Annotated in this window: 18 protein-coding genes; all 18 read right to left on the reverse strand. The window is 32.6% G+C overall.

Annotation, left to right across the window (positions count from 1 at the left end; all coding sequences use genetic code 11):
• Nucleotides 1–8 precede the first annotated feature (8 nt).
• On the reverse strand, nucleotides 9–482 hold the full coding sequence (locus tag DW761_RS09695) for a hypothetical protein (RefSeq protein WP_117454724.1): 474 nt from the start codon (nucleotides 480–482) through the stop codon (nucleotides 9–11).
• Between the two features lie 311 nt (nucleotides 483–793).
• Nucleotides 794–1,453: a pilin N-terminal domain-containing protein gene (locus DW761_RS09700; protein ID WP_117454725.1), complete on the reverse strand. Its 660-nt coding sequence runs from the start codon at nucleotides 1,451–1,453 to the stop codon at nucleotides 794–796.
• Nucleotides 1,434–2,282 carry a class C sortase gene (locus DW761_RS09705; protein ID WP_117454726.1) on the reverse strand — a complete coding sequence of 283 codons (849 nt, stop codon included), beginning with the start codon at nucleotides 2,280–2,282 and terminating at the stop codon, nucleotides 1,434–1,436. Before DW761_RS09705 ends, DW761_RS09700 begins: the two co-directional genes overlap by 20 nt.
• Before the next feature lie 9 nt (nucleotides 2,283–2,291).
• Entirely contained in the window at nucleotides 2,292–3,743 is a 1,452-nt protein-coding gene (locus tag DW761_RS09710; RefSeq protein ID WP_207732765.1) for a SpaH/EbpB family LPXTG-anchored major pilin, read from the reverse strand.
• Nucleotides 3,736–11,487: a Cna B-type domain-containing protein gene (locus DW761_RS09715; RefSeq protein ID WP_117517885.1), complete on the reverse strand. Its 7,752-nt coding sequence runs from the start codon at nucleotides 11,485–11,487 to the stop codon at nucleotides 3,736–3,738. Before DW761_RS09715 ends, DW761_RS09710 begins: the two co-directional genes overlap by 8 nt.
• A 23-nt stretch (nucleotides 11,488–11,510) precedes the next feature.
• On the reverse strand, nucleotides 11,511–11,912 hold the full coding sequence (locus tag DW761_RS09720; protein WP_054322364.1) for an RrF2 family transcriptional regulator: 402 nt from the start codon (nucleotides 11,910–11,912) through the stop codon (nucleotides 11,511–11,513).
• A 221-nt stretch (nucleotides 11,913–12,133) separates the two neighbouring features.
• Nucleotides 12,134–12,745, reverse strand: coding sequence for a recombinase family protein (locus tag DW761_RS09725; RefSeq protein ID WP_117454728.1), 612 nt, complete (start codon nucleotides 12,743–12,745; stop codon nucleotides 12,134–12,136).
• 256 nt (nucleotides 12,746–13,001) lie between these two features.
• On the reverse strand, nucleotides 13,002–14,672 hold the full coding sequence (locus tag DW761_RS09730; RefSeq protein WP_117454729.1) for a lysozyme family protein: 1,671 nt from the start codon (nucleotides 14,670–14,672) through the stop codon (nucleotides 13,002–13,004).
• 2 nt (nucleotides 14,673–14,674) lie between these two features.
• Nucleotides 14,675–15,064: a DUF6075 family protein gene (locus tag DW761_RS09735; RefSeq protein WP_207732764.1), complete on the reverse strand. Its 390-nt coding sequence runs from the start codon at nucleotides 15,062–15,064 to the stop codon at nucleotides 14,675–14,677.
• A gap of 38 nt (nucleotides 15,065–15,102) precedes the next feature.
• Nucleotides 15,103–15,870 (reverse strand): DUF6674 family protein, encoded by a 768-nt coding sequence (locus tag DW761_RS09740; RefSeq protein WP_054322365.1) that lies wholly within the window; start codon nucleotides 15,868–15,870, stop codon nucleotides 15,103–15,105.
• A 3-nt stretch (nucleotides 15,871–15,873) separates the two neighbouring features.
• Nucleotides 15,874–18,216, reverse strand: a complete 2,343-nt coding sequence (locus tag DW761_RS09745) for a VirB4-like conjugal transfer ATPase, CD1110 family (protein ID WP_117454730.1) — start codon at nucleotides 18,214–18,216, stop codon at nucleotides 15,874–15,876.
• A complete protein-coding gene (locus tag DW761_RS09750; RefSeq protein ID WP_117454731.1) occupies nucleotides 18,209–18,571 on the reverse strand; it encodes a PrgI family protein in 363 nt (120 codons plus the stop codon). Before DW761_RS09750 ends, DW761_RS09745 begins: the two co-directional genes overlap by 8 nt.
• A gap of 92 nt (nucleotides 18,572–18,663) precedes the next feature.
• Nucleotides 18,664–18,933 carry a hypothetical protein gene (locus DW761_RS09755; RefSeq protein WP_054322366.1) on the reverse strand — a complete coding sequence of 90 codons (270 nt, stop codon included), beginning with the start codon at nucleotides 18,931–18,933 and terminating at the stop codon, nucleotides 18,664–18,666.
• A gap of 21 nt (nucleotides 18,934–18,954) precedes the next feature.
• Nucleotides 18,955–19,800: a hypothetical protein gene (locus DW761_RS09760; protein WP_117454735.1), complete on the reverse strand. Its 846-nt coding sequence runs from the start codon at nucleotides 19,798–19,800 to the stop codon at nucleotides 18,955–18,957.
• Nucleotides 19,781–20,392, reverse strand: a complete 612-nt coding sequence (locus tag DW761_RS09765; RefSeq protein WP_054322367.1) for an MT-A70 family methyltransferase — start codon at nucleotides 20,390–20,392, stop codon at nucleotides 19,781–19,783. The genes DW761_RS09760 and DW761_RS09765 overlap by 20 nt, the downstream gene beginning before the upstream one ends.
• Nucleotides 20,373–20,690 carry a glutamyl-tRNA amidotransferase gene (locus DW761_RS09770; protein ID WP_178695077.1) on the reverse strand — a complete coding sequence of 106 codons (318 nt, stop codon included), beginning with the start codon at nucleotides 20,688–20,690 and terminating at the stop codon, nucleotides 20,373–20,375. The genes DW761_RS09765 and DW761_RS09770 overlap by 20 nt, the downstream gene beginning before the upstream one ends.
• 109 nt (nucleotides 20,691–20,799) lie before the next feature.
• Complete coding sequence (locus tag DW761_RS09775) at nucleotides 20,800–22,599, reverse strand: VirD4-like conjugal transfer protein, CD1115 family (protein ID WP_117454732.1); 1,800 nt, start codon at nucleotides 22,597–22,599, stop codon at nucleotides 20,800–20,802.
• A complete protein-coding gene (locus tag DW761_RS09780; protein ID WP_054322369.1) occupies nucleotides 22,586–22,774 on the reverse strand; it encodes a hypothetical protein in 189 nt (62 codons plus the stop codon). The genes DW761_RS09775 and DW761_RS09780 overlap by 14 nt, the downstream gene beginning before the upstream one ends.
• Nucleotides 22,775–22,777: the final 3 nt, after the last annotated feature.

Raw genomic sequence — 22,777 nt, forward strand, 5'->3', positions numbered from 1 at the left:
TGTGAAAGTTACTTATCAAGTGGTAGAAACTTTTTTATCTTTTTTTGAATTATTTGTTGAATTTGCTTTTTATGATAAATAATAGTTGAGTTTTTTACTCCTAGTACCTTTGCAACATTTCTTATTGACATATTTTCAATAAAAATAAGATTTGCTATTGTTTTATTTGGTTCATTTAACATTGATATTTCATGTAATATTTTCACATACAAGTCGTGTATAATAATTTTGTCTAGGAGTTCGATTTCCTTCTTATATACAAAAAAAGTAGCTAAATCAATATCTTCAAAATACAAGACTGATTTAGCTACTTCCATATGATGCATATGTCGAATTTGATCATAACTACTTCTAATAGTTTTAAACACCTCCTCACTTACTTCAACATACTCTTTATTCACTTTTATGTAATACTGTCTATGTTCCTTATTGCCATAAGTTTTAAAACTATTTTTATTGTAATCATATTTATAATTTTTCATCGCTATTTCCTCCTCATATTTAAAAAATAAAAATAAGAAATAGGAGGATCACGATTATGTTTCATAACTTTTCTCTCCCTTATAGTTATGAATTCGTTATTTAAGGCTAAAATATTTTAGCTCTTAAATAATTAGAAATAGATTTATGGGATATACTATGTCTAATCATGGTATATCTTTAAACATTTTTCTATACTTCATCTATTATCAAAAAATTTCTTTATAAAATATCTCCATATATTTCAGTTTTTCATATATAAAAAGGGTAATGCTATTATTTAAAGCAACTACCCTTAATTAAAACTATTGAGTTATTTTCTTTGTTTTCTTGTAACACTTAATAAAGCTAATCCTGAAACTAATAACAATACTATCCATAGTATTACATTTGTGTTATCCCCTGTTTCTACTGAACTATCAGGAATAGTAGGGGAGGTAGGGATTTCATTTTCATCTTTTTCAATAAATTTTGGCTTAGAATAGACATTAAATATTTCATTACTATCTTCAATCATAGGTATAGAGATTAAAAAAGGTTCCGAGTAATATTTAATATCATCTCTTTCTTTTTGAGATACTAAATATAAACCTAAATCTAGATCAAAAAATTGAACAATTCCATTTTTGTTAGTATTTTTTTCATCAGTAAATGAAATATTTTTACCTTTCATATACGCTTGTAATGCATAACTCATTTCTTTCATTTGTGATGCATTCATATTTGTAGAAATATTCTTGAAGTCTTTAAAATCTCCCACATTTACAAATTGTCCATTAACAATATCTGCGACTTTAACAATTTGAAATGGCATATCAACAAATTCGACGATTTTACCATCGTCAAGATAATGAGCATACAGAGAAATTGATCCTGTATTTTCTTTCGCTAAAACTGTTTTGGTAGGCAAAAAGATAAATAGCATACAAATGATTATGATTTTTAAATGATTCTTATTTGCTAACCACTTCATGATTTTTCCTCCTTACCTTCAATAACAAAAATATTAACATTAAAACTGTAAATCCAATTAAAAGAATTTGAATTTCAAAAGGTACATGAATTCCATTATCAACTTCATTGGCTTGTTCTTCAATTGCTTTTTGATAATCAATCCTTATTCCTCTTACAAGCAATCGATGCGTGTTTACTGAATAAGGTGTACAAGTAATCAATGTGACATAATCTTTACCATCTACAATTTCAAGATCTTTTGTTTCAGTTGGTAAGACTATCTTGATTTGATCAATTTTATAAGCACTCGTATTTCCTAACACTTCCATATAGAAAATATCTCCAATTTCTAACAAATCTAAATCAGTAAATAGATTGGAACTAGGCAAACCCCTATGCCCTGACAAAGCAGCATGCGTGCTCTTTCCACCTATTGGTAATGATGTTCCTTGAAGATGCCCTACACCCTTTTGTAAAACTTTCTCTGAAGTAGTGTGGTAGATTGGTAATTTAACGTCAATTCTAGGAATTTGAATATATCCCATAACTCCATCACCATTAGAATTTAATAAACTCATGTAATATTTATCTACTTTTTCAATACTCATAAATGGATCATACAATTCCTCTTTTCCTATCAAAGAGGAATTGTATGTTTGTGCATCTTTAAGCATTGTATCTTTTGTTTCTTGGTCTAAACCAATCACTGATTTTTCATATGACTGAATCACTTGAGAACTATGAATTCTTGATAAATAATCACTAATTGTTGGATAAAGTAAAACCCCAATGAAAAACAATAATACTACAATTCTTATTCCATCAAAAATTCTTTTTTTTATGTTCATAGAGATTAACTATTTATTTTCATTTAATTTATTCTTTTTATTTGATTTCATAAATGAATATAACACTGCTAAGATTCCAGCAGTACCTACTACTGTAAATAACACTGTACCCATACCACCAGTTTCAGGTAATAAAGAACCTTTGTTGTTTTTTACTGTTACATCGTTACCAGTTACTGTAACATCAGTTCCATCATTATTAGAAGATGCTCCAATTGTGATAGTTGTAGGATCTTTTAAGATGTTATATCCATCTGGTGCTTTTGTTTCCACTAATGTATATTTTCCATCATCTAATCCCTTAACAATAATTTTACCGTTAGTTGGTGATACTAATGTAGATGTTTTAGTTAATTGATTATCTGCTTTATCTGTATCAGTAGCAACTCTATATTCACCATTTCCTAAATCAACAAATTCAATTGGATCACCATTTGTATCAGTTCCTCTATATAATTTGAATTCTGCTCCTGCTAATGTTTCAGTTCCATCTCCATTTTTCTTTGTAATAGTCAAATTATGTGTTCTTACAATTACTTTATCTGGAGTTCCCTGAGTTAAATGATCAGGATCATTCCCATATTCAACATTTGCTGTATTGGTTTCTTTACCGGCAGTAACTGCGTTTTCATTTAACACTGCATCATATTCAAATACGATAGCTTCATTTGCTTGATCTTTATATTTAATAAAGTCATTAATTTCGATAGTAATTTCTTGTCCTTTAACTGTTACTGTATACTCAGTGTCTGTAAGTTGTTTATTACCGATTGTAACTTTTTCATTTAATGTTTCTTTTGTTACTGTTAATCCTGAACTCATAGTATCTGTTAATTTAAAAGTATATTTATCAAATCCTGTCATGTTTGGAACCATAGACTCAACTTTGAATCGAATAGTATCTCCGACTTGTGCAGAAGTCCAATTATTTCCATCAATAGTTTTATCTACACCAGGTTCTTTTCCTTTTAAATATACATCTTGGCTTGCTTTTGAAACTGTAGTGAACATTGGCGTAAATGCTTCATTACTTGGGATAATAACATAATATCCTGCATCTAAATCTTTTGTAGTATATTCTTTCTTACTAGCTTCACCAGTTAAAGTTTCAGCTGGTGTTAAACTTTTAGTTTTAACATATTCTTTTACTTTGTTTTGAAATTCTTCACTTTTTACATTATTTTTAATGTAGTTATATGCTTCATCATCAGTAGCAGGTGTACTTTGAGTAGCATTTGCATTAAAGAAATCTTTAAAATCATCTGCAATTGTATAAGCTGCTGATTTTTCATCTGCTGTTACAGTCGCATTCATCATCTTATAAATATCAAATGTTACGCTAGTAACATCGTGTTTCCCTGTGTGAATCGTAATTTTTCCTGTGCTTGCTGCAAATACACTTGTTACCATAGAAAACATTACCATAAGTGTAAGTGCAAATGTTCCTAATTTTTTAAACATGTTTCTCATTTCTCTTTTTTCCTTTCTTCATACTGTAAATCGTTGCTAATATACCTATCATTCCAATAAAGGTAAATACATAGGTTCCTATTCCTCCTACATCAGGTAAGAATGGAATATGTGAATTGGTTATCGTAATAGTAAATCCATCTTCTGAACTTTCTATTGTTGTCGAATAACCATCAACCTCTTTTTCGGCTACATGATATGTATAATAAGCATGTGTACCATCATCTAATACTATATATGCATCCAATCCCTTGACAATTGTTTGCCATACATTTTTCATATCATCTGATGGTTTCACTTTAATCGTCTGTGCAAATTGATCATCTTTAACAATATCACCATTACTATTTGTATATGTTCTTGTTAAATAAAGTTCAATTTCATCTGGACGAATACCTTCAAAATTGCCAAAATCTTTCCATACCTTGTTGATCGTTAAATTTATTAACTCATCACAAGGGTCTTGCATATCAGATGGAGGTGGGGTTAAATTTTCCTCATTATCTGATGTTTTGGTATATTTCATCAATACTGCTTTTGCTGATGAAATATACACATCTGCATCTTTATTTATATCAACGCTAGAAAGTTTAGCTTTTTTGAACTTATCAAATGTCTCAACATCTTTGATATGTGAGATCACAAACTCATTCCAATCACTATTAGATAATTCTGCTTGAATTGTTTTATCTTGAACAATAAGAGAAGTTAACTCATCATGATCACGATAAACACGATATATATTTTTGTTTCCTTCAATATTTTCAACTGTATTAAAATCATATACCGAATCTAAAGAGGTAACTCCTGCAAAAGGACCAACTTTATCTTTCGTACCTCGAATGGTATCCGCATAATACATTTGATTATTCTCAAACAATCCTTCATCGTTAAATCCTACAAATCCACCGGCATAACCATTTTTATCAGTGCCATCTTTGTCATCATTAGCACCGCCACCAAATACATCATAACCAATAGAAATTCCGGTAATTGAAGAATTTTTAATACTTGTACGATTGGATTTAATCAATCCGATATTGATGTTTTTAACATCATCTTTATTAATATGATCTCCTGTTGTATCTGTACAAGGCACTTCAATATAACTATCTCCAATATGGATTTGAGCTACATCGCTTGTTCCATTTCCATTGTTTTTTTCTAATGCAACAGAAATCGGTAATCCTAGAAGTGTTACAGAAAGTGTTTTTCCATCACTTAACAATTTAACCTCTAAAAGTTTTCCTAGACCAATGTCAATGGCACCCAGATCTTGTAAATCACCGATATATAAAATATCTAGTAATGCATTTACAATTCCCAAAATAGGATCTAATAATGTAGTTGATCCTGCATCAATATCTGCTAAGTAGGAGAATGTTGTTCTTCCAACAAATCCACCAGCAATTTGATCACTGTTTACTTTTTTAATATTAGTAACATGACTATTATCTATTTTCGCAAGGTCAGCAAATCCTGCAAATCCACCTGAAATCGGTTCTTTTCCATTTTGTGAATTTACAATAAAGCCTTCTTTGATACCATCAACGTTACAGTTATCACAATGTGAACCAAAGTTATCTAAAACACCTGCAGTGGCATTTAATAAACCATCAAGTGCTCCTCCAGTTTCTGCTTTATCTAAATCAACAACACCACTTTTTCCAAGATGACCAATAAATCCACCTGCATAATTTAAGGCATTGACTTGATTTAATTTCGTTACTTTTGAATTCTTTACAGAACCATTTAATAAGCTTCCACCAAATCCACCTGCATTTCCTGTCTGAACTTTGTTTTCAAATGCACCTGATTCATTTTGTGTATTAGCACTAACGATTAGTCCTTGATCATTTGAACCATTCACTAATCCATGATAAATATATGATCTAAATGCATCTAGTACATCTAATTCTCCTATTTTTATAAGACCTAATATTCCATTGGACTCATTATCACCAACTTCAGCAACCGCAGCCACATCAGCTAGTCCAAAGAATCCACCAACGTGTTCTCCACCAATGACTTTTCTTATGTTGTTGACAATTAACGAATCGCTATTGCTATCTTTATCTCCTAGAACTGCACCACTCATACTTCCTACAAATCCACCCGTTGCATAAGCATATTGAATATTGGGACTGTTATCAATTTGATATCTTCCATCAATTGTAATACCCCAATTATTCCATGCATCTACTTTGGCGTATTTAACAGTAGATACAGTAGCATTTAATAAAGAAGCTAACTTATCTGGATTACCTAAAATAGGTTTTAACAATATTGGAAGTAATCCACTATTGGAACCAACATTCACTTCAGCGGCACTTCCTGAAATAATACTTCCTGCAAAGCCACCAACGGTATTCGTTCCTTTAATCGTTTTTAACTTCTCAATCGAACAGAATTCATTTTCATTTCCTTCGATTTGTCCACCAATAATAATACCAGCAAATCCTCCGGCATTTCCTTGTTGATTTTTCAAATCAGTACCACTTGCGATAACACTCGCTCCTGATTGATAACCACGAGCAGATGATGTTTTAATGACTGGTACAAATGTTTGTAATACTGGTAAAGATCCTACAACATCAAGATCTCCTATTGTAATACCTCCAACATTGGCAACACCAGCACTTGTCATTTCTCCGACAAATCCGCCGCTACTTCGATATGCTGTTACTAACTTTATGTCATAAGCATGAGCAGAAGTAACAACTCCTCCATCCATTCTACCAACATAACCACCAGCTGCACTACCTTGTGTTGCTAATGTACCAACTTCTTCTCTAGCAGCTTTAACATCATATCCATAAGCATATTTCTCAATAATTTCATTCAGTTGTTCTTGTGTTTCTACTTTTCCTAATTCTTGTAGTTGTTGACCATAAGCACCATTGATACCAACTGCGCCAACCCAAGAATTCCATACATCAACTGTTAATTTTCTTAATGGTCCATATACTGCTGTATTCGTTTCTGTTGAATAAACAGCTCCAAGAGCAGATAATGGATTACTTATCGTAATGACATCAAATAAGATATTTAAGTTTCCTGTATCTGCAACATTTGCATTTTCTGTTCTACCACTAAATCCACCTGCAAATTCATATCCATAAACATTTCGAATACGCACTGCTGCATTTTCTTTTAAAACAGTAGGGGGCTCGTTATTCCATTCTCTTTCTGATTTTCCTTCTATTCTTCCACCAATGTTATGACCTACATAACCACCAGCTAATCCTCTTTCTCTTGTTGCATCACTTGCTGCATCAGCACGAACTGCACCACCACAAGGAACAGATGTCGTTTCTGAATTATATATCATTGGGATAAATGATTGAAGAACAGATAACAAGTTTCCTTCAACATTCAATAATCCGCCTAATACATCAGCATTTCCTACAACACTTGCAACATTACCAGGTTGCATTCTACCAACATATCCACCAGCACTTTCTTGTCCAATAATGTACTCAAAATTGTAAGCATTACAGTTTTGAAGTGCTGAACCATCAATCGTTCCTGCATATCCACCTGCATGACCTTGTAAATCACTACCATCTTTGTAATTAGCAAGTACAGAATATCCACCTACTGCACCAGTAACATCTGAATTTTCAATTTCTGAAGCAACGACATCTAATGCTTGTGTTACATCATTTAATCCAATAATATCTCCTAAAACACCTAAACCTGAACCTAATGAAGCAGAACTTCCAATATCCAACTTACCAACATATCCCCCAGCATATCGTAATCCTTTTACAGCATAATTAGATTCATTTCCAAAATAAGAAGAACCATCATTACTGCTTAAATCACTTGGTGCTTTGACTGTTGTATGCCTTAATTTATCAACATGTGAATTGCTGATTTTTAATCCACTACCATATCCGACATATCCTCCAGCACTACCAGAATTACTATCATCCTTATTTGTTGAAGTAACTTCAACAATAAGTCCTTTTGAAGAAACCCCTGCTGAATTAATAACTGGGATATAGACATTTAAAACACTTAATAAATCACTTGCACTAATATTTAATAGTCCATTTAAAATGGATAAATCACCAGCAGTTGCTAAACCACCAGAATAAATCTTACCTGCAAAACCACCGGCATAATACGATCCTTTTACATTTAATATATTAGATACTGCATATGGATTATCTAATTCCTTATTATTAATATATCCACTTTGCATTTCTCCAATGAAACCACCTGCATATGCTGCACTAACTTGAGAAACATCGGCAGATTCTGGTTGATAATCAACTGTCGTATTTTTAAAGTCAGAAACTAAATACGGAACAGCATTCAACAATCCATTAATTCCTAAAAGTTCTAATGCATCTGTATCTCCATTCGCTGCATCGGCTAAACCACCAGTTTCAGTTGCACCTGCAAATCCACCTGCATAGCCACTTGTTTCATCGGCTGTAACATCTTTTATTCTTTTTACTTGAGAATTACGAATGTGTACGCTTGTTGATTTTCCAATAAACCCACCAGCATAATATTTTGTTACATCAACATCAGTCGATTGTGTTCCGAATGCTTTTACTGTAAATCCACTTGTTGTTCCTTGTACATCACATTCACTCATATCCAAGACAAGTCCTTGTGCTAGGTTAAGCAAGTTTGATATTTTAACTAAATTTAATCCAAGTATATCTAGTGCTTCGGTTTCAGCTAAACTTCCAGTTCCACCATAACCTACGAAACCACCTGCATAATTGTTTGCGTCTACTTTTTGAAGTTCACTAATATGTACATTTGAAACAGTACCACCCATTGCCTTACCAGCAAAACCTCCGGCATAATCTTGGGTTGCGTGAATAATTCCCGGTGTATCAATACTTGATACTGATGTATTTGCAATTTCAAACCCTAAGAAATTTCCAATTCCTAAAGTTTTATTCAATATTCCAGCAGCACTTGCTGTTTTAACTTCTCCAATCACACCTCCAATGTGAGATTGACCGGAAATTTCTTTTAAATTAGAGATTGTATTTTTTCTTCCTAATATTGCATAATTTAGTTTTCCAATTACATTTTTCCAAACATAAGATTTTGATTCTAAATCAGATGAAGAAATTATTTTGACTCCATCTCCTTGACCTATCATACCTCCGGCATACTTATCCTTAACTGTAACAGTTAAGGAACCTGTTATTTCATTTCCGGCAAGGACACTTGGACTAATACCAGTTAAAGATAGTAAGACATTTTCTTGGTCTTGCGATAAAACTCCACTTAATAAACTTCCTAATAATCCTGTTAAGTCTTTTCTACCATCATAAAAATCTTTTAAAGAGATAGATTGCCCTAAGGCTGCAATTCCACTCATTCCACCAGCATAAGAATCAGCTGTAATATTTGTTGTACCAGATATACTAGAATCAACGATAAAACTGTTTGCAAGTGCACCGCTCATTCCACCACTATATTTTTCTATTGCTTGAACGTTTAAACTTGTTGTTTCTACTTCACAATTCAATAAAAATGTATTAAGTTGAAATGCATTAAACAATTCAATACCTAAACCACTTAACACACCAACTAACTCAGCATTCGCACTATATCCTGTAAATCCACCTGCCATATTTTTAGCAGTTACATTCAAGTTATTTGCTTTTACTGTACTGTTTTTTATCAGTGTTCCCACTGCTTTTCCAGCAAATCCACCTTGAAAATTATGTGTTTCATTTTCAATAGATAAATCAGATCCTGTATTGTCTACAAGACTATTAGAAATTGTTGGACTTTTATAGCCGGTTGGAATAAGTTTATTTAAATCGATAATATTCCCGTCTAAAAGCACTTCTATTAATGTTCCTAAATCTACAAAAGGAATAATATTTAAAACATTTTCCAAGATGGTTGTAAGATTACCTAACGCATCTTGTAGACCACCATATTCAGTTACACCTTCTACATGACCAACAAAACCACCAGTTAAATCATTTACATTACTAATTTTTGTTACATTTTCAACAACACAATCCTCAACAGTAACATCTCCACTAATTCTTCCAGCAAATGCTCCTGTCGCGAAGACACTTGGATCTCCTTCACCATTAGGATTCAATAAATCTCCCAATACCTCTCCAAGATTTCCTAATAAGCCCCCTAAAATTGGTTTTAAAAGATCTAATAGACCTTGAATCAATCCAGTATTATCTTTAATTTCACTAGTTGAATTCGTTACTGAAACATTTTGAAGTTTTATGTTCTTTACAGCAACTTGTTGGTCTACAGTTCCTAAATTCTTAGTAGATTTTGACATAATACTTCCAAAGAATCCTACTCCGGATTGTTCTTTGGTATCGATTGGAGCGGTTTGATTAACTGTAACATTAGAAATAACAGGTCGAGTAGTGTTATTATCAATTCCATTATCATTCCATAAACTATTTCCTTCATTAGAAACAGCTCCCAACATTGTTCCACTAAACATCAGTGGTTTCCAATCAACATTACTTAAATCAATATCTCTAAAAATAATATAATTCGCATCACTTGAATATTTTAAATTTGAATATTCGGTTTTTAAATCAGATTCTGAAATATAAGTTCCACTTTGACTATCATATCCTAAAATCTCATAATTTCCTGTTAATAAGCTACCTAATATATTTCCTAAAATATCATTAACACTTCCTAGTAAACCTTTTGAAAAATTTACATTCATCAATTCAGTTGTACTTTGTTCGAAATATTTAAAATTTTTACTGTCAGATTTATCTAAAGTTAATGCTATATCCGTTTTGAAATCTGCATCTCCTGGATAAAGAGGTGTATATTTGTTCGTAGGATTTAAAAGCCCTGGTTTTTTGTGGAGAACTAATGTTGGTGTCACCTGCATTAGATTACCATCTTTATCTTTACGACCAATAGCAGCCAACTGTTGTTTGTTCCCTATTAAAATATATTTAACACCATCTAATTCTTTATAAACTTGTCCTATGTAGTCTCTACCAGATAACTCTGCATTTTCCCATTTAGAATCTGCTAAAGCTTCTATTTCTTGTTTCTTTGCTTCTTGTACTTTTTGTACTTTTATTGCTTCTGTCACTGGACGCTCTGCTGTAAAACTTTTAGATAGTACATAATGATGTTCATTACTATAAGTTAAATAGTCTTGTGATTCATTTGGGTAGATAAGTTGTCCTTGTCCAAATTGAGTGACATCATAATCTAGTGTTAATACAGGCTCTAGTGAAGATTTATCACTTTGCATTAAATCTAACTGATATGAATTATAAACATAAATCGTATCTGTATCTTTATCATACAATGGAGAAGACTCACTTTCTTGCTTGTTAATAAACGAACCTGTAAATCTTTCTGGTAAATTCCATTTTTCTCCATTTAATGCAATATCGTTTTCTAAAACATAATTAGCATCTAAAGAATAAGTAATAGTTTCATCATCTACTACAACATCTTTTCCTAAACCAAAACTTTCTTTTGTTTCGTCTAAATCTTTAACTTTTTGATTAGTACCAATTGCTTTTAATTGTTCAAGATTATAAATGTGAATTGTTTCTTCCTTATATATATGGGAATAGTTCTCTGATATTTCAACCGGAATTACATAGTTTTCATTTTCATTTACTTCAGCATATATTTTTTTATCTGAAATTCCATATACAGTAAATGAAGAGAAAGTTACTACTAAACTTAGCACCACCAATAATAATCTCGTCGCTCTTGTCTTTTTCATTTTTTAATACTCCTTATAATGCACTATTGATCCAATATTTCTTTAACAGTAATTGAAGATAATCTTTCTTCCATCATTCTTTGTAGAAAACAATAAGTCTTTCTAACAGGACAATAATCTGTTGCGCGTTGACTACAATATTTATCCGGCTCTAAACACCGATTAATTTTAGTAGTAGGTTCCATCGTACCTATAATATCCAATAAACTAATTTCAGATTTATCCTTAGCAATAGAAAAACCTCCATTTTTTCCATTATATGTATGAATTAATTGAGCATTTTCTAATTTCTTTGTTATTTTTAATATATAGTGTTGAGGGATACATAGATTTTCTGATAATTCTTTTGATGTAATCTTTTTTTGTTTTGTAGATAGATATAAAATAATTCTAATTGCATAGTCTGTTGTAATGTTTAATTGCATTGACTTCCCCCTTTATATAACCTGATAAGGTAAGGTGTGTTTAAATTTAAAAATAAAAAGATTTCTCAACCTTTTATTTAATGGTTCATAATGTACACATTTTTTACCAGTATCTTCTAAGCTTAAATATATGGCTTATTAAGTCATTTAATATGATAATACATAATTTTCCAAAAAACAATAATTTGGTAAAAATTGTGTACTTTTATTTACAAAAAATGTTATAATTTATAATTTTTTTCATGTTTTTTTATCCACTTAGTTAAAGTATTATGATTTGTATGTAACAGTCTTGCACCTTCACGTTTACTGATTTTATTATTTTTCCATAACTGATAAATTTCATCAAATTCTTTTGGAATAGGAAGCGGTGGTCGACCAAGCTGAACGCCTTTTTCTTTTGCTATTCGTATTCCTTCTGCTTGTCGTTGTTTTATATTTTCACGCTCTACTTGTGCTACATAAGAGAGAATTTGCAACACTAAATCCGCAATAAATTTACCCGTTATTCCATTCACTTGATTTCTCGTATCTAACAATGGTAAATCTAAAACAATGATATCGATATTTTTTACTTTTGTAAGGTATCGCCATTGTTCCTGTATCTCATCATAATCTCTTCCTAATCGGTCTATCGATTTAATATACAGTTCATCATTTGAATTTAATTTTTTTAATAACGATTGATATTTCTTGCGATTAAAATTTTTACCTGATTGTCTATCAATATACATGTTTTTCTCTAAAATCCCTATATTACGCATTGCTTCTACTTGTCTATCAATATTTTGATCCTTACTTGAAACTCGAATATATGCATATTTATTTGTCATAACAATTCCTCCTAAATGTTAATTTTATAGGAGAAATTATAAATTCACTTGTACTATATAAGACTACAAATATCATAAAACGAAAATATTTCTACACAATAGAGTAGACACTTTACAATTTGATGTTAAATCCTCTTTTTATACATACTATTTTAAAGAAAACTTTCGACAGGCTTTACTATTTACTGTTTTGTTCTTTCAAACTTTATAATACCAAACCTGATACTATGTAATAATTCTAGGCACATTCCTAGAACTATTTTTTTATGGTTCCATAGCCCATAATGACATTGCTATTAACTGAATAAGTGTTTCTTCTTACTTCATCATTAGAGTTGCCTTCCACAGTATAAACAATACCATTTTCTGCTTTTTCGACCATACCTACATGATCACAATGATTATCATTGTTCCAATCAAAGAAAATAATCATTCCTTCATTTGGTACAGTTCCTCGTGGTAACCATTGATTTCTTTCTTTAAACCAGTTCATACCAACAGTAACATTTTCAAACTTAGGCATCGAACCATCTTGAAGCATTCCACATTGTTCAGAACACCAACTCACAAAGATCGCACACCATTCTACTCGTGATGAATAACCCCACCAAGACCAATAAGGAATACCACCTTTATTACCTAACTGTGTTAAAGCAATATTGACTAACTGACTATTTCCCGTTCCAAGTTGTGCGAACTGATAATAACGCATGACATGAGGAACATATTCAGGATCACCATAACTGCTCCAACCATGTTTTGCGGCTTGTTCTTCAGAGAATACTTGTGCGTTGGCTTGCGAATACCCACCAAAGTTTTTAACTGCCCATTCGATATAGCCATTGCCATAATTATATCCCTGCCATGCTAAAGAAAGATTTTCTATATCAAATGGATCTTTACACTTTGCTCGTTTTATACAGTCCGCAAAATTTTCGATTCCAACCTTGATTGAATATTCCGGATCAGTAATTCCGTTTGGTGTATTTGGATATTTTTTATTAAATGCACATTCCGATGACTGCATAGGATCATTTCCTTTACCACCAGATTCTTGCATCATGATAGCTTGAATGGCATTGACATATAAAGGAATTTCAAATTCATCTGCATACTTTTGAATAAGAGGTGTATAGGCAATGACTTCTTGTGATAATTGAGCATTACCAGAAGATGAATTTCCTCTACTCATAAAAATCCCACCGATAAGTGCAATCACTAAGATAAACAAACAGGCAACGCTGCCAATAGCCGATAAAAATAGATATACTTCTTTAGCACTTTCTATCATCTTCTTTAATGCTGAAGTTGTTGCTTTGCTTATCTTCTTTGCATAATTTGATGATTTCATGGCAACCTGTTTCATAGCAGAAGCAGATTCTTTTGATTTCTTCATAGACTGTATTGCATATTGTTTGGCTACATTTTTATTTTGAGAGGGTATCTTTACCGATACTTTTCTATCTTTTTTTGGTGCTTTGATAAATTGCTTAATTCCTTTGCTATCTGTTGTCTTAATATCTTTTTTATTTATTCGTCTAGTTTTGATAATACGATTCTTTGTAAAAACAGATTGTGTTTTATGTGCTTTGTTTTTGATTTGCTTATCTTGTTGCATAACAGGTGAAACACTGTTTTGATATTCTTTTTGTAGTGCTTTTATCGTATTCTTTTCTTTTTTGTGATTTCGATAGCATTTTTCATTAACCCTCGCATTGATAACGATATTTTTTGTATATCGTGGCACTTTTTCACTCGTTTTATTCACTGCATAATCGTGCGGTGTATGTTCTTTTTGCGAAGTATGTTCTTCATACTGTTCTTTTGATTTTATTGTTGCATGATGAATATGTTCAGATGCTATTTTTGCTTTATCGATCGTTTTGACATCTTTAAAAACTGTTCTTGTCTTGATATCTTTTGACATAATTATCGTTCTTCTCTTAATTGATTTTGATGTTCACGACAATACTCAGGATACCTTACTTTGACTGCCTCAAAATAAAAAGTACAATCCTCTGATTGAAACAAATCATAAGGTGTACTTTCTACCGTATTTTCTAATGTAAAACCATTCCAAAGATTAAAAGCAAGCAGTGTGGTACGCATAGAACCTGATGTTTGCCAATCTTGATGAAGTCCATCAAGTACAATCTTATCATTATGAACATCATATAAATCTTGTATATGTTTTCGACAATCTTGACTAATACCCAGTGTATAGAATAAAGAACGATGATAAGAATCGTTTTTTGAACATTGCTTCATCATGTTTTCATAAAACATTTTATGTTCTTTTGATTTAAACTGTATTTTCATGTTGTATTCCTCCTAAAAAATAGGGGAGAGCATAAGCTCTACCCTCGTTCATGATTGATTTCTTTGTATGATGATTTGGCAGATGTCATATTTTTCTTGATTTCATGCAAGGATTGTTTCACTGAATATTTTTCTTTGAACTCTGTTTCTCGTTTTTCTATCTTTTCAATTCCATGTTGTGTTTTTTGAGATAGGGTTGTCATTTTATCCATGACATGAAACAAAGCATTTTGAACATGACTGATCATACCTTTGTTGCTATCTCTAGGATTTACACTAGGAACTTGTTTTCCCATAATCACATGACCAATATTTTTAAAATGATGATTGACCGCATGAATTTCATCACCCAACTTTGTAAGATGATCGATTTCTTTATCTGCCTGTTGATTGATATGATCAAAACTGTTTTTCATCGTTTGCAGCATACCTTTGATATTTAACTTTTTCATTGTTGAAGTGAGAGCGTCTTTGCCTTTTTCTTTAAATTCTTTTAGTCCTTTATCAATGGTATTTTTAATTTGGTGTTTCATATCAAGCAATGTATTTTTAGCCGACTTAACTTTATCGGTTATATTGTCCACTGCTCGTATTGCAGTTGCCTTGATCGTTTTACTTTGAATCGTATTGAGTTCATTTCTAACATCTTTTAATTCTTGTAAAACTTCATTGAATTGTCTTTCAGCACTGTCCACATATTCAATAATAAATTCTAACTGCTTCTTTTCATTGTTCATGCCATGATAATCAAGAAGTTCTAAGAACTCCTTGATATTTTCATATTCGGCTAATGATTTATTTTCCATAGATTATTTCACTCCTTTGTTTTGATGATGGGTATCTGTTGGCTTGGTTGTCATTAACTGATAGAGTAGCGTATCTTTAGGGAAACGATTGATAAATGGGACTAATGAGCTTCCGTACTTAATCAGTCCACAACCTGCATCGGCATTGGTAATATACGACATCTGCTCATCAGATATATTTAACAGTTTCGCAAGTTTTTGACGGTCTTGTGGTGCTTGATTTAACATCACAACAAATTCACTGTTCGATAACATCGTACTTGCTAATACGGAATCTAATAAATACTCAACATTTTGTGTAATGGCTGTTGGATATGCATTTCGTTTTCTAAATCTTCGCCATGCACTATTGAAGAATGCACCTGAATATTCATTTTCAAAAACAACATGAAATTCATCAATAAACAAGTGAGTACGAATCCCTTTACGCCAGTTATCTGTTACACGATTGATCATCGCATCAGTAATGACCAATAATCCCATTGTCTTTAACTGTTTACCTAAGTCCATGATGTCATATACGATGATACGATTGTTCGTATCAACATTCGTTTTATGAGCAAACGCATTTAATGATCCGTTCGTAAATAATTCTAAAGATAAAGCTAGACTTTCTGCTTCCTTTTCCGGTTGTTCTAACAATTTTTCTCTTAAAACACATAAAGTTGGAAGTTTTCCACCATTTTGATAATCTTCGTAGACATAAGCTACACAACGGTCGATGATTGATTTTTCTTTTGATCCAAGTCCTTTTTTATCTAACTGCTCAAATAAAGATAAAACAAATTCAGACTTATCGACGATTGGATTTCCTCCATCACCATAGCCTTCTACCATATCCAAAGCATTGATATGATCATCACTTCCAGCGGCAATATGAATTACTTCTCCACCTAATGCTTTTATTAAAGAACTATACTCATTTTCGGGATCGCAGACTAAGATGTCATCATTGGTCGCAAGGGCTAAAAAGACGATCAGTTCTTTTGCACTGAATGATTTTCCGGCACCGGGAACACCAAGTAAAAAGGCCGATTGATTTAATAAATTTTCTTTATTAACCATAATCAAATTATGAGAAATGGCATTTTCACCGTAATAAATTCCATTCTTATCCATAATTTCCTGTACCCTAAAAGGGCATAGCACCGCTAAACTTTCTGTTGTTAAAGTACGAAGGGCATGAATTTTTCTCACTCCGATTGGTAATACCGTATTCAAACCGTCCATTTGTTGAAAATGCAACGGTACGATTTGGCAAAGATGTTTTCGTGCAATCGTTTGTAGAGTTTCGGTATCAGTATCAAGTTGTTTCTTTGTATCCGCAGTTAATACAAAGGTTAAAACTGCAAACATCATTCTTTGATCTCTTGTGGTTAAATCGTCTAAAAATTCTTTCGTTTCTTTTCTTTGTTGTTCTAAATCATAAGGAAGCACAGCACTGAAGTTATTATTTGCATTTTGTCGTCTTTGCCAATTTGTCGCATTTGTTTCTACACCTAATATACGATTTTCAACTTCTCGTACTGCTTCATCGGTAGGAATTGGAATCACATCAATGGACATCATCATATTGTGATTCATATCCGTTAGTTCCGCAATCATATTATCTTTGATATAACTAGCATAATCTTTTAAAAATAAAACTCGTCCATAACGATTTCCCATTTTAAAATGATCTTTTTTAAATTCAAAACTATCAGGACAGATATAATCTTTAAAATCATGTCCTCGTTTCATGAGCCTTGCTAAATCCATTGTATAATTGACTTCTTCACCTAAACGGTAAAAATCATGTAAGATACGAAGTCGTTCAGTGGTATCTAGTGGGGTACATCTGGCACCCAATCGTGCAAAATGAGAAGTTAAATCTGTTGTTACTCGACGAAAGTAAGTTCTTGCATCTTCATAACTCTTTTTAAATACAGATATAGTTACATACATTTCACGCACCATACCATTTGTTCCCATCGCTTTATCTAGTAACATTTGATTATACTCTTTGCGATAAATATCAAAACGATCCTCTTTTAAAGGCAGTAAGATTTCTTTTTCAAAATCTATCTGATTTAATCGTCTAAGGGCAATCGTAATCTTAGTTGTAGCGCCACTATCAAACGAATTTAACAATTCTGAATATTCCAAAAACATGGCTTCCTTGTCCTCACGAGAAGCGGTCGCATAGTTAATATCCGTAAATTTATAAGTCATAGAAAACTTGTTTTTGCCTACTTTGAATATGCCATCTTTCCATATGGTTTCAATAGGGATAATATGTTGTACCTTTTTCGGTATTTTAAATTTTTCTTTTTCTTGTTTGTTAATTGAAGAAAGCGTCTTAATCATGTTTCAACTCCTCCTTGCGTTTTTCTTCTAAAAATGGTTGGATACATTCCCAATAATAATTATTGCTTTCAAATTTGATTTGTTTAGGGATCAGGACTTCTGACTTTAACCATACCCATATAAATTTTTCGGCAGTCATACCGTTATAGCTAATAAATCCAAGTGCCGCAAAAGGAGCAGCACTTAGAATACATAACCATGACAATGTTTCCAAACCAAAATAAGGTTTAAAGATAAAATAAAAACCTACGGCACATACGCAGGCTAATATTGAAAAAATAAATTGTCTTAAGGAAAGTCCAAAATACATGGACTCTGTATAATTTCGTATTTCTTTATTTACTTTTACTTCCATAAACTCCTCCATAATAAGAAAAAGAACTACCCTAGAGTAATTCCTTGATAAGTTTGTTGTTGATTTTTAATGAATCATTCCTAACTAGAAAATTAAATCTTACGCACATTGCATACTGTTATATAAAGAATCTTATCTTTTGGAATAGAGGCAAAACCATCTATTCCTACAACAATATTAAGAAAGCAATTTTTTGTATTTCTAAATTCATGAAATATCGTTTTGTTTTCTGGTAGATCTTCATTTTCCAAAGTTGTTAATATTTCGCCATTTACAAGATGAATATGAACATCATGGTAAAATTCACCATATTTTATAAAACCAAAATCTTCTATATTGATTTCATTTTTATTATTCTTCATGATATAAACTCCTTTTCTAAATTATATTCCCATCATTTCTCTAACAACTCGATCGCTCATCTTCACTGCACCAACAAGCACAAGCATATTAAACGCAATTTCACCTATATAACTCCATACTTGCGTAATAGCTGCTGCACTTGTATCTACTACTGGTGGTGAGGTTGCAAATAAAGAAAAGATGATACACGCTAATACAACGATCGCACCTTCTAAACATACAGCAGTGTATGATTTTAAAAATGATTTTCCAACATTTTGCGTTGGCTCTCCAGCAAAGCTGGAAAGAGGAATCGGTGCGATTGCTGTATAAAGATACAAACGAAAAAAGCGTCCGTAAACGCTCATGATCATGACAAAACTTAATACTGTAATAAATAATCCACCAATGAGCGTTACTGCCCATAACGGAATACTATCAAAAAATCCTACATCTTCAATCGCACTTACCATTTCCTGTGGTAGCACTGTTTGTGTAGCACCACCAAAACCGGCAGCATTCATAATCGTTGATACAACGCCTTGCACAATATTGAATACTGCCATCATCAGTTCTAGTCCATAGGTTACGACTGCTTTAGCCAACACAAAACGAATGAATATTTTAAGGGCGTGTTCAGGCTTCTTTACTTCCGCAAAAGAGCCACAGGTTTTCATAACACCAATCACAAAAAATAAAACAAGCAGTGCAAGTCCGATTGCCATCAATGCACCATTGATCTGTACGATAACGTCCCATATGCCACCACCTTTAAAATTTTCAGGGGATTGCGTAATGATCTGCCATATTTCTGCTAGTTTTTCGTTCCATGTATCTAGTGCATTTTGCAGGTTTTGTACAATCCAATTATCCGATTCCAATTTCATCATCTCCATTCTCTTTGTCAAATGCAATATCACTTTGTACTTCATTTCCCCATGCGTCCCAACCTTCATATGTCTGACGAGCAAACAATTCAATGCGTGGCACATCACCGGTCAATTCAACAATTCGGTTTCTCACTTCATTTGGTTTTTTGCTGTGTTCTTCGATATGAGATATGACAACTTGATGTACTCTTTTGGATACTCGCTTAGGGTGTCCTTTGGTTGCAAGCAAGCATATTTCTGCATTTGCTCTTGTCCAATAGCCCATACCCCAAAATAAACCATCACTTTTTTTGTTTTGTTTGATCCAAACAAAAGCAACTGTTTTATATTGAAATCCCCAAGCACGAATGACTTCAAAAGATTCTAAAAGAGTAGGGAAAGTTACCCATAAAAAAAGCATACAGTCTTTCTCTGCAATCTCTTGAATGGGCAACTTTTTAATTTCATCAATCGACATCGTAGGGTAATGATGTTCTGCACTTCTTCCTAGTCCTTTTTTGGAATAGACATAATATTTCCAAGGTGGATCAGCATAAATGACTTGATATTTCTTTTGTTTTTCCACTTTCTTATCCGCCTGTGATGATATTTAAGATTTCTTTTGCAAAGGTAATAATTACACCTCCTGCAAGTGTTAAAAACCCATTCGCCCTTTGACTGGCATCGTGGCTCTTTAAAGAAAGACCAATTTGTACGATTCCAAAACCTAATAAAATCATGCCCACTGCACGAATCAATCCAAAGATAAAATCACTTAGATTATTGACTACGGTAAGTGGATCATCTGCTGCATAGACAGGTAATGCACCAAATGTCATGCAACAAACCAAAACTGCATAAACAGTAAAAAGACATTTCATCTTTTTTGACATTTTTAAATGTTTCATTTTCATTAGTTCCTCCATATTTCTATTGTTTTCATAAATAAAAAGTGGAGTTATCTTGTATATCTATACTTGCCAACTCCACCTGATAAAGCAATTTTTTATAAAGAAGTTAATTGCTGTTTGATTGTCTATTTTGTATTTCTTCAATTTCTTCATCACTCAAAAGAATGTACGTTTCTTCTGTTTCTATTTCTTTTGCAGATGAGAGATCTTTTGTAAAAGTTATTGCTGCGACTGCTTCACTTACAACACCATGATGATATTCCTTTCCATGTCCATCTGGAGTCATATCAATATGAGGGTGTTTCATAATGTCATATTTTTTATCTATGATCGGTCGTTCGCCACGAATAAATAAAATTGCCAGTTCATTATCCAACATACGCACTTCATCAGGCGTTAATAGTTCACGTCCTGTATTTTGATAATTGGTTGAATAATTGCCACTATGTCCTGTACTTTTCCCATAGGTATTCGTATCAATCGTAGATTTTCCTAACAACTCAGATACATATTTATGGGTGCTTTGCTCATTTCCCCCTAAATATAAAAACTCATCACAATTGCCTGCTATGCTTTCCCATTGTTTTTCAAATAAAGCCTTTAACTGTGCCATATTTTGAAGAATGATGGATACGGATACTTCTCTTGAACGCATGACAGAAAGTATCTTATCAAAGTCATCAGGTAAACTCACATTGGCAAATTCGTCCATAAGCAGATGAACATGAACAGGCAATGTCCCTTGATAAACGGTATCTGCTAACCAAAACAACTGTTGAAACAGTTGGGTATATAGCATACTGATAAGAAAATTAAAGGAAGTATCGTTATCTGGGATAATCGCAAACAATGCAACTTTTCGTTCTCCTAAGGAAGTAAAGTCAAGTTCATCGGTTGCGGTCAGTTTAGCGACTGCTTCAAGATTGAATTTTTCTAATCGAGCCGCAAGTGTGATTTGAATACTTTTTAAAGTTTTCGCTGAACCGGAATGATAGTCTTTATAATACTTCACTGCGATATGATCAGGCTCTCGCATTTCCAAACGATAAAACAACTGATCTAGTGGAGATTGATAATAGTCATCATCTTCGTGGACTTCGCCAGCACGAAGCATTTCCATAACCATCGGAAAATTTTGTTCATCTTCAGGTGCTTCATATTTAAGATAAAAGATCAACGATAACAGTAACATACTAGCAGCTGTATCCCAAAACGGATCTTGGCTTTGCGAACCTTTGGGAGTTGTTGCCTTAAAGAGATTTGTTACTAATTTCTGTACATCATTATCTGTTCTAAGATAAGCAAAGGGATTGTAACAGTATGACTTATCCATGTTGATTAAATCAAGAACACGAATTTCATATCCTAGATTTTCCAACATATAAGCAGTATCACGAGTGAGTTCTCCTTTTGGATCTAGTACGACAAAAGAAGTGTTAGCTTGCAGTAAATTAGGCTTGGCATAAAATCTTGTCTTACCAGCACCAGAACCACCCACTACCATAGAAAGCAAATTTCTTCGATGTTTTCTGCTGTTGTAACTGACACGAACATTTTGGGTAAAAATTTTATCATCACTTGTTTTTGAACTGGCATATTTTTGATTGACCTTTTTCACCGATCCCCATTTTGCAGATCCATGTTCTTCTCCACGTCGGTAATTTTTCTTAGTGGAGTAGTATATGGCAATCCCCATTGCATAAATTCCCAAAAAGAAAAGGATAGTGCGGGGACTATCCTTAACCCATTGAATTTGAAAAGGGTGATTAAGTGCAAATGTGAGTTGTGAAAAGTTATTAGATAAACCACCATAAAGATAAGGTGCAAATAACAATGCTAACCAAACAACAGGAATCACTCCGGCAAGAAAAAGAACAAGATATGTTTCATTCTTATCTTCCTTCACTGCGATCACGACCTTTGCATCGTTCTTTGGCTTCAATAACTTTCAATAATGCGTTATCAACAAGTTCTGTATCTTGTTCATTAGCAATAAGTTCATTTCGTTTATCATTCAGTGAATTGAATATAGCACCATATTCAAACCGATTTAATCGAAGTGTATAGATAGGCTCTTTCATAAC

Origin of the sequence: Absiella sp. AM29-15, from assembly GCF_003434225.1 — a bacterium.
GTDB lineage: Bacteria > Bacillota_I > Bacilli_A > Erysipelotrichales > Erysipelotrichaceae > Hoskinsella > Hoskinsella hominis.

What these genes read in the sequence shown, in the direction of transcription:
- DW761_RS09705 (WP_117454726.1), bottom strand. Translation starts at nt 2,282, where the DNA reads ATGAACATAAAAAAAAGAATTTTTGATGGAATAAGAATTGTAGTATTA.
- DW761_RS09740 (WP_054322365.1), bottom strand. Translation starts at nt 15,870, where the DNA reads ATGGAAAATAAATCATTAGCCGAATATGAAAATATCAAGGAGTTCTTA.
- DW761_RS09760 (WP_117454735.1), bottom strand. Translation starts at nt 19,800, where the DNA reads ATGAAATTGGAATCGGATAATTGGATTGTACAAAACCTGCAAAATGCA.
- DW761_RS09730 (WP_117454729.1), bottom strand. Translation starts at nt 14,672, where the DNA reads ATGTCAAAAGATATCAAGACAAGAACAGTTTTTAAAGATGTCAAAACG.
- DW761_RS09755 (WP_054322366.1), bottom strand. Translation starts at nt 18,933, where the DNA reads ATGAAGAATAATAAAAATGAAATCAATATAGAAGATTTTGGTTTTATA.
- DW761_RS09770 (WP_178695077.1), bottom strand. Translation starts at nt 20,690, where the DNA reads ATGAAACATTTAAAAATGTCAAAAAAGATGAAATGTCTTTTTACTGTT.
- DW761_RS09780 (WP_054322369.1), bottom strand. Translation starts at nt 22,774, where the DNA reads ATGAAAGAGCCTATCTATACACTTCGATTAAATCGGTTTGAATATGGT.
- DW761_RS09725 (WP_117454728.1), bottom strand. Translation starts at nt 12,745, where the DNA reads ATGACAAATAAATATGCATATATTCGAGTTTCAAGTAAGGATCAAAAT.
- DW761_RS09720 (WP_054322364.1), bottom strand. Translation starts at nt 11,912, where the DNA reads ATGCAATTAAACATTACAACAGACTATGCAATTAGAATTATTTTATAT.
- DW761_RS09735 (WP_207732764.1), bottom strand. Translation starts at nt 15,064, where the DNA reads ATGAAAATACAGTTTAAATCAAAAGAACATAAAATGTTTTATGAAAAC.
- DW761_RS09695 (WP_117454724.1), bottom strand. Translation starts at nt 482, where the DNA reads ATGAAAAATTATAAATATGATTACAATAAAAATAGTTTTAAAACTTAT.
- DW761_RS09700 (WP_117454725.1), bottom strand. Translation starts at nt 1,453, where the DNA reads ATGAAGTGGTTAGCAAATAAGAATCATTTAAAAATCATAATCATTTGT.
- DW761_RS09715 (WP_117517885.1), bottom strand. Translation starts at nt 11,487, where the DNA reads ATGAAAAAGACAAGAGCGACGAGATTATTATTGGTGGTGCTAAGTTTA.
- DW761_RS09710 (WP_207732765.1), bottom strand. Translation starts at nt 3,743, where the DNA reads ATGTTTAAAAAATTAGGAACATTTGCACTTACACTTATGGTAATGTTT.
- DW761_RS09750 (WP_117454731.1), bottom strand. Translation starts at nt 18,571, where the DNA reads ATGGAAGTAAAAGTAAATAAAGAAATACGAAATTATACAGAGTCCATG.
- DW761_RS09745 (WP_117454730.1), bottom strand. Translation starts at nt 18,216, where the DNA reads ATGATTAAGACGCTTTCTTCAATTAACAAACAAGAAAAAGAAAAATTT.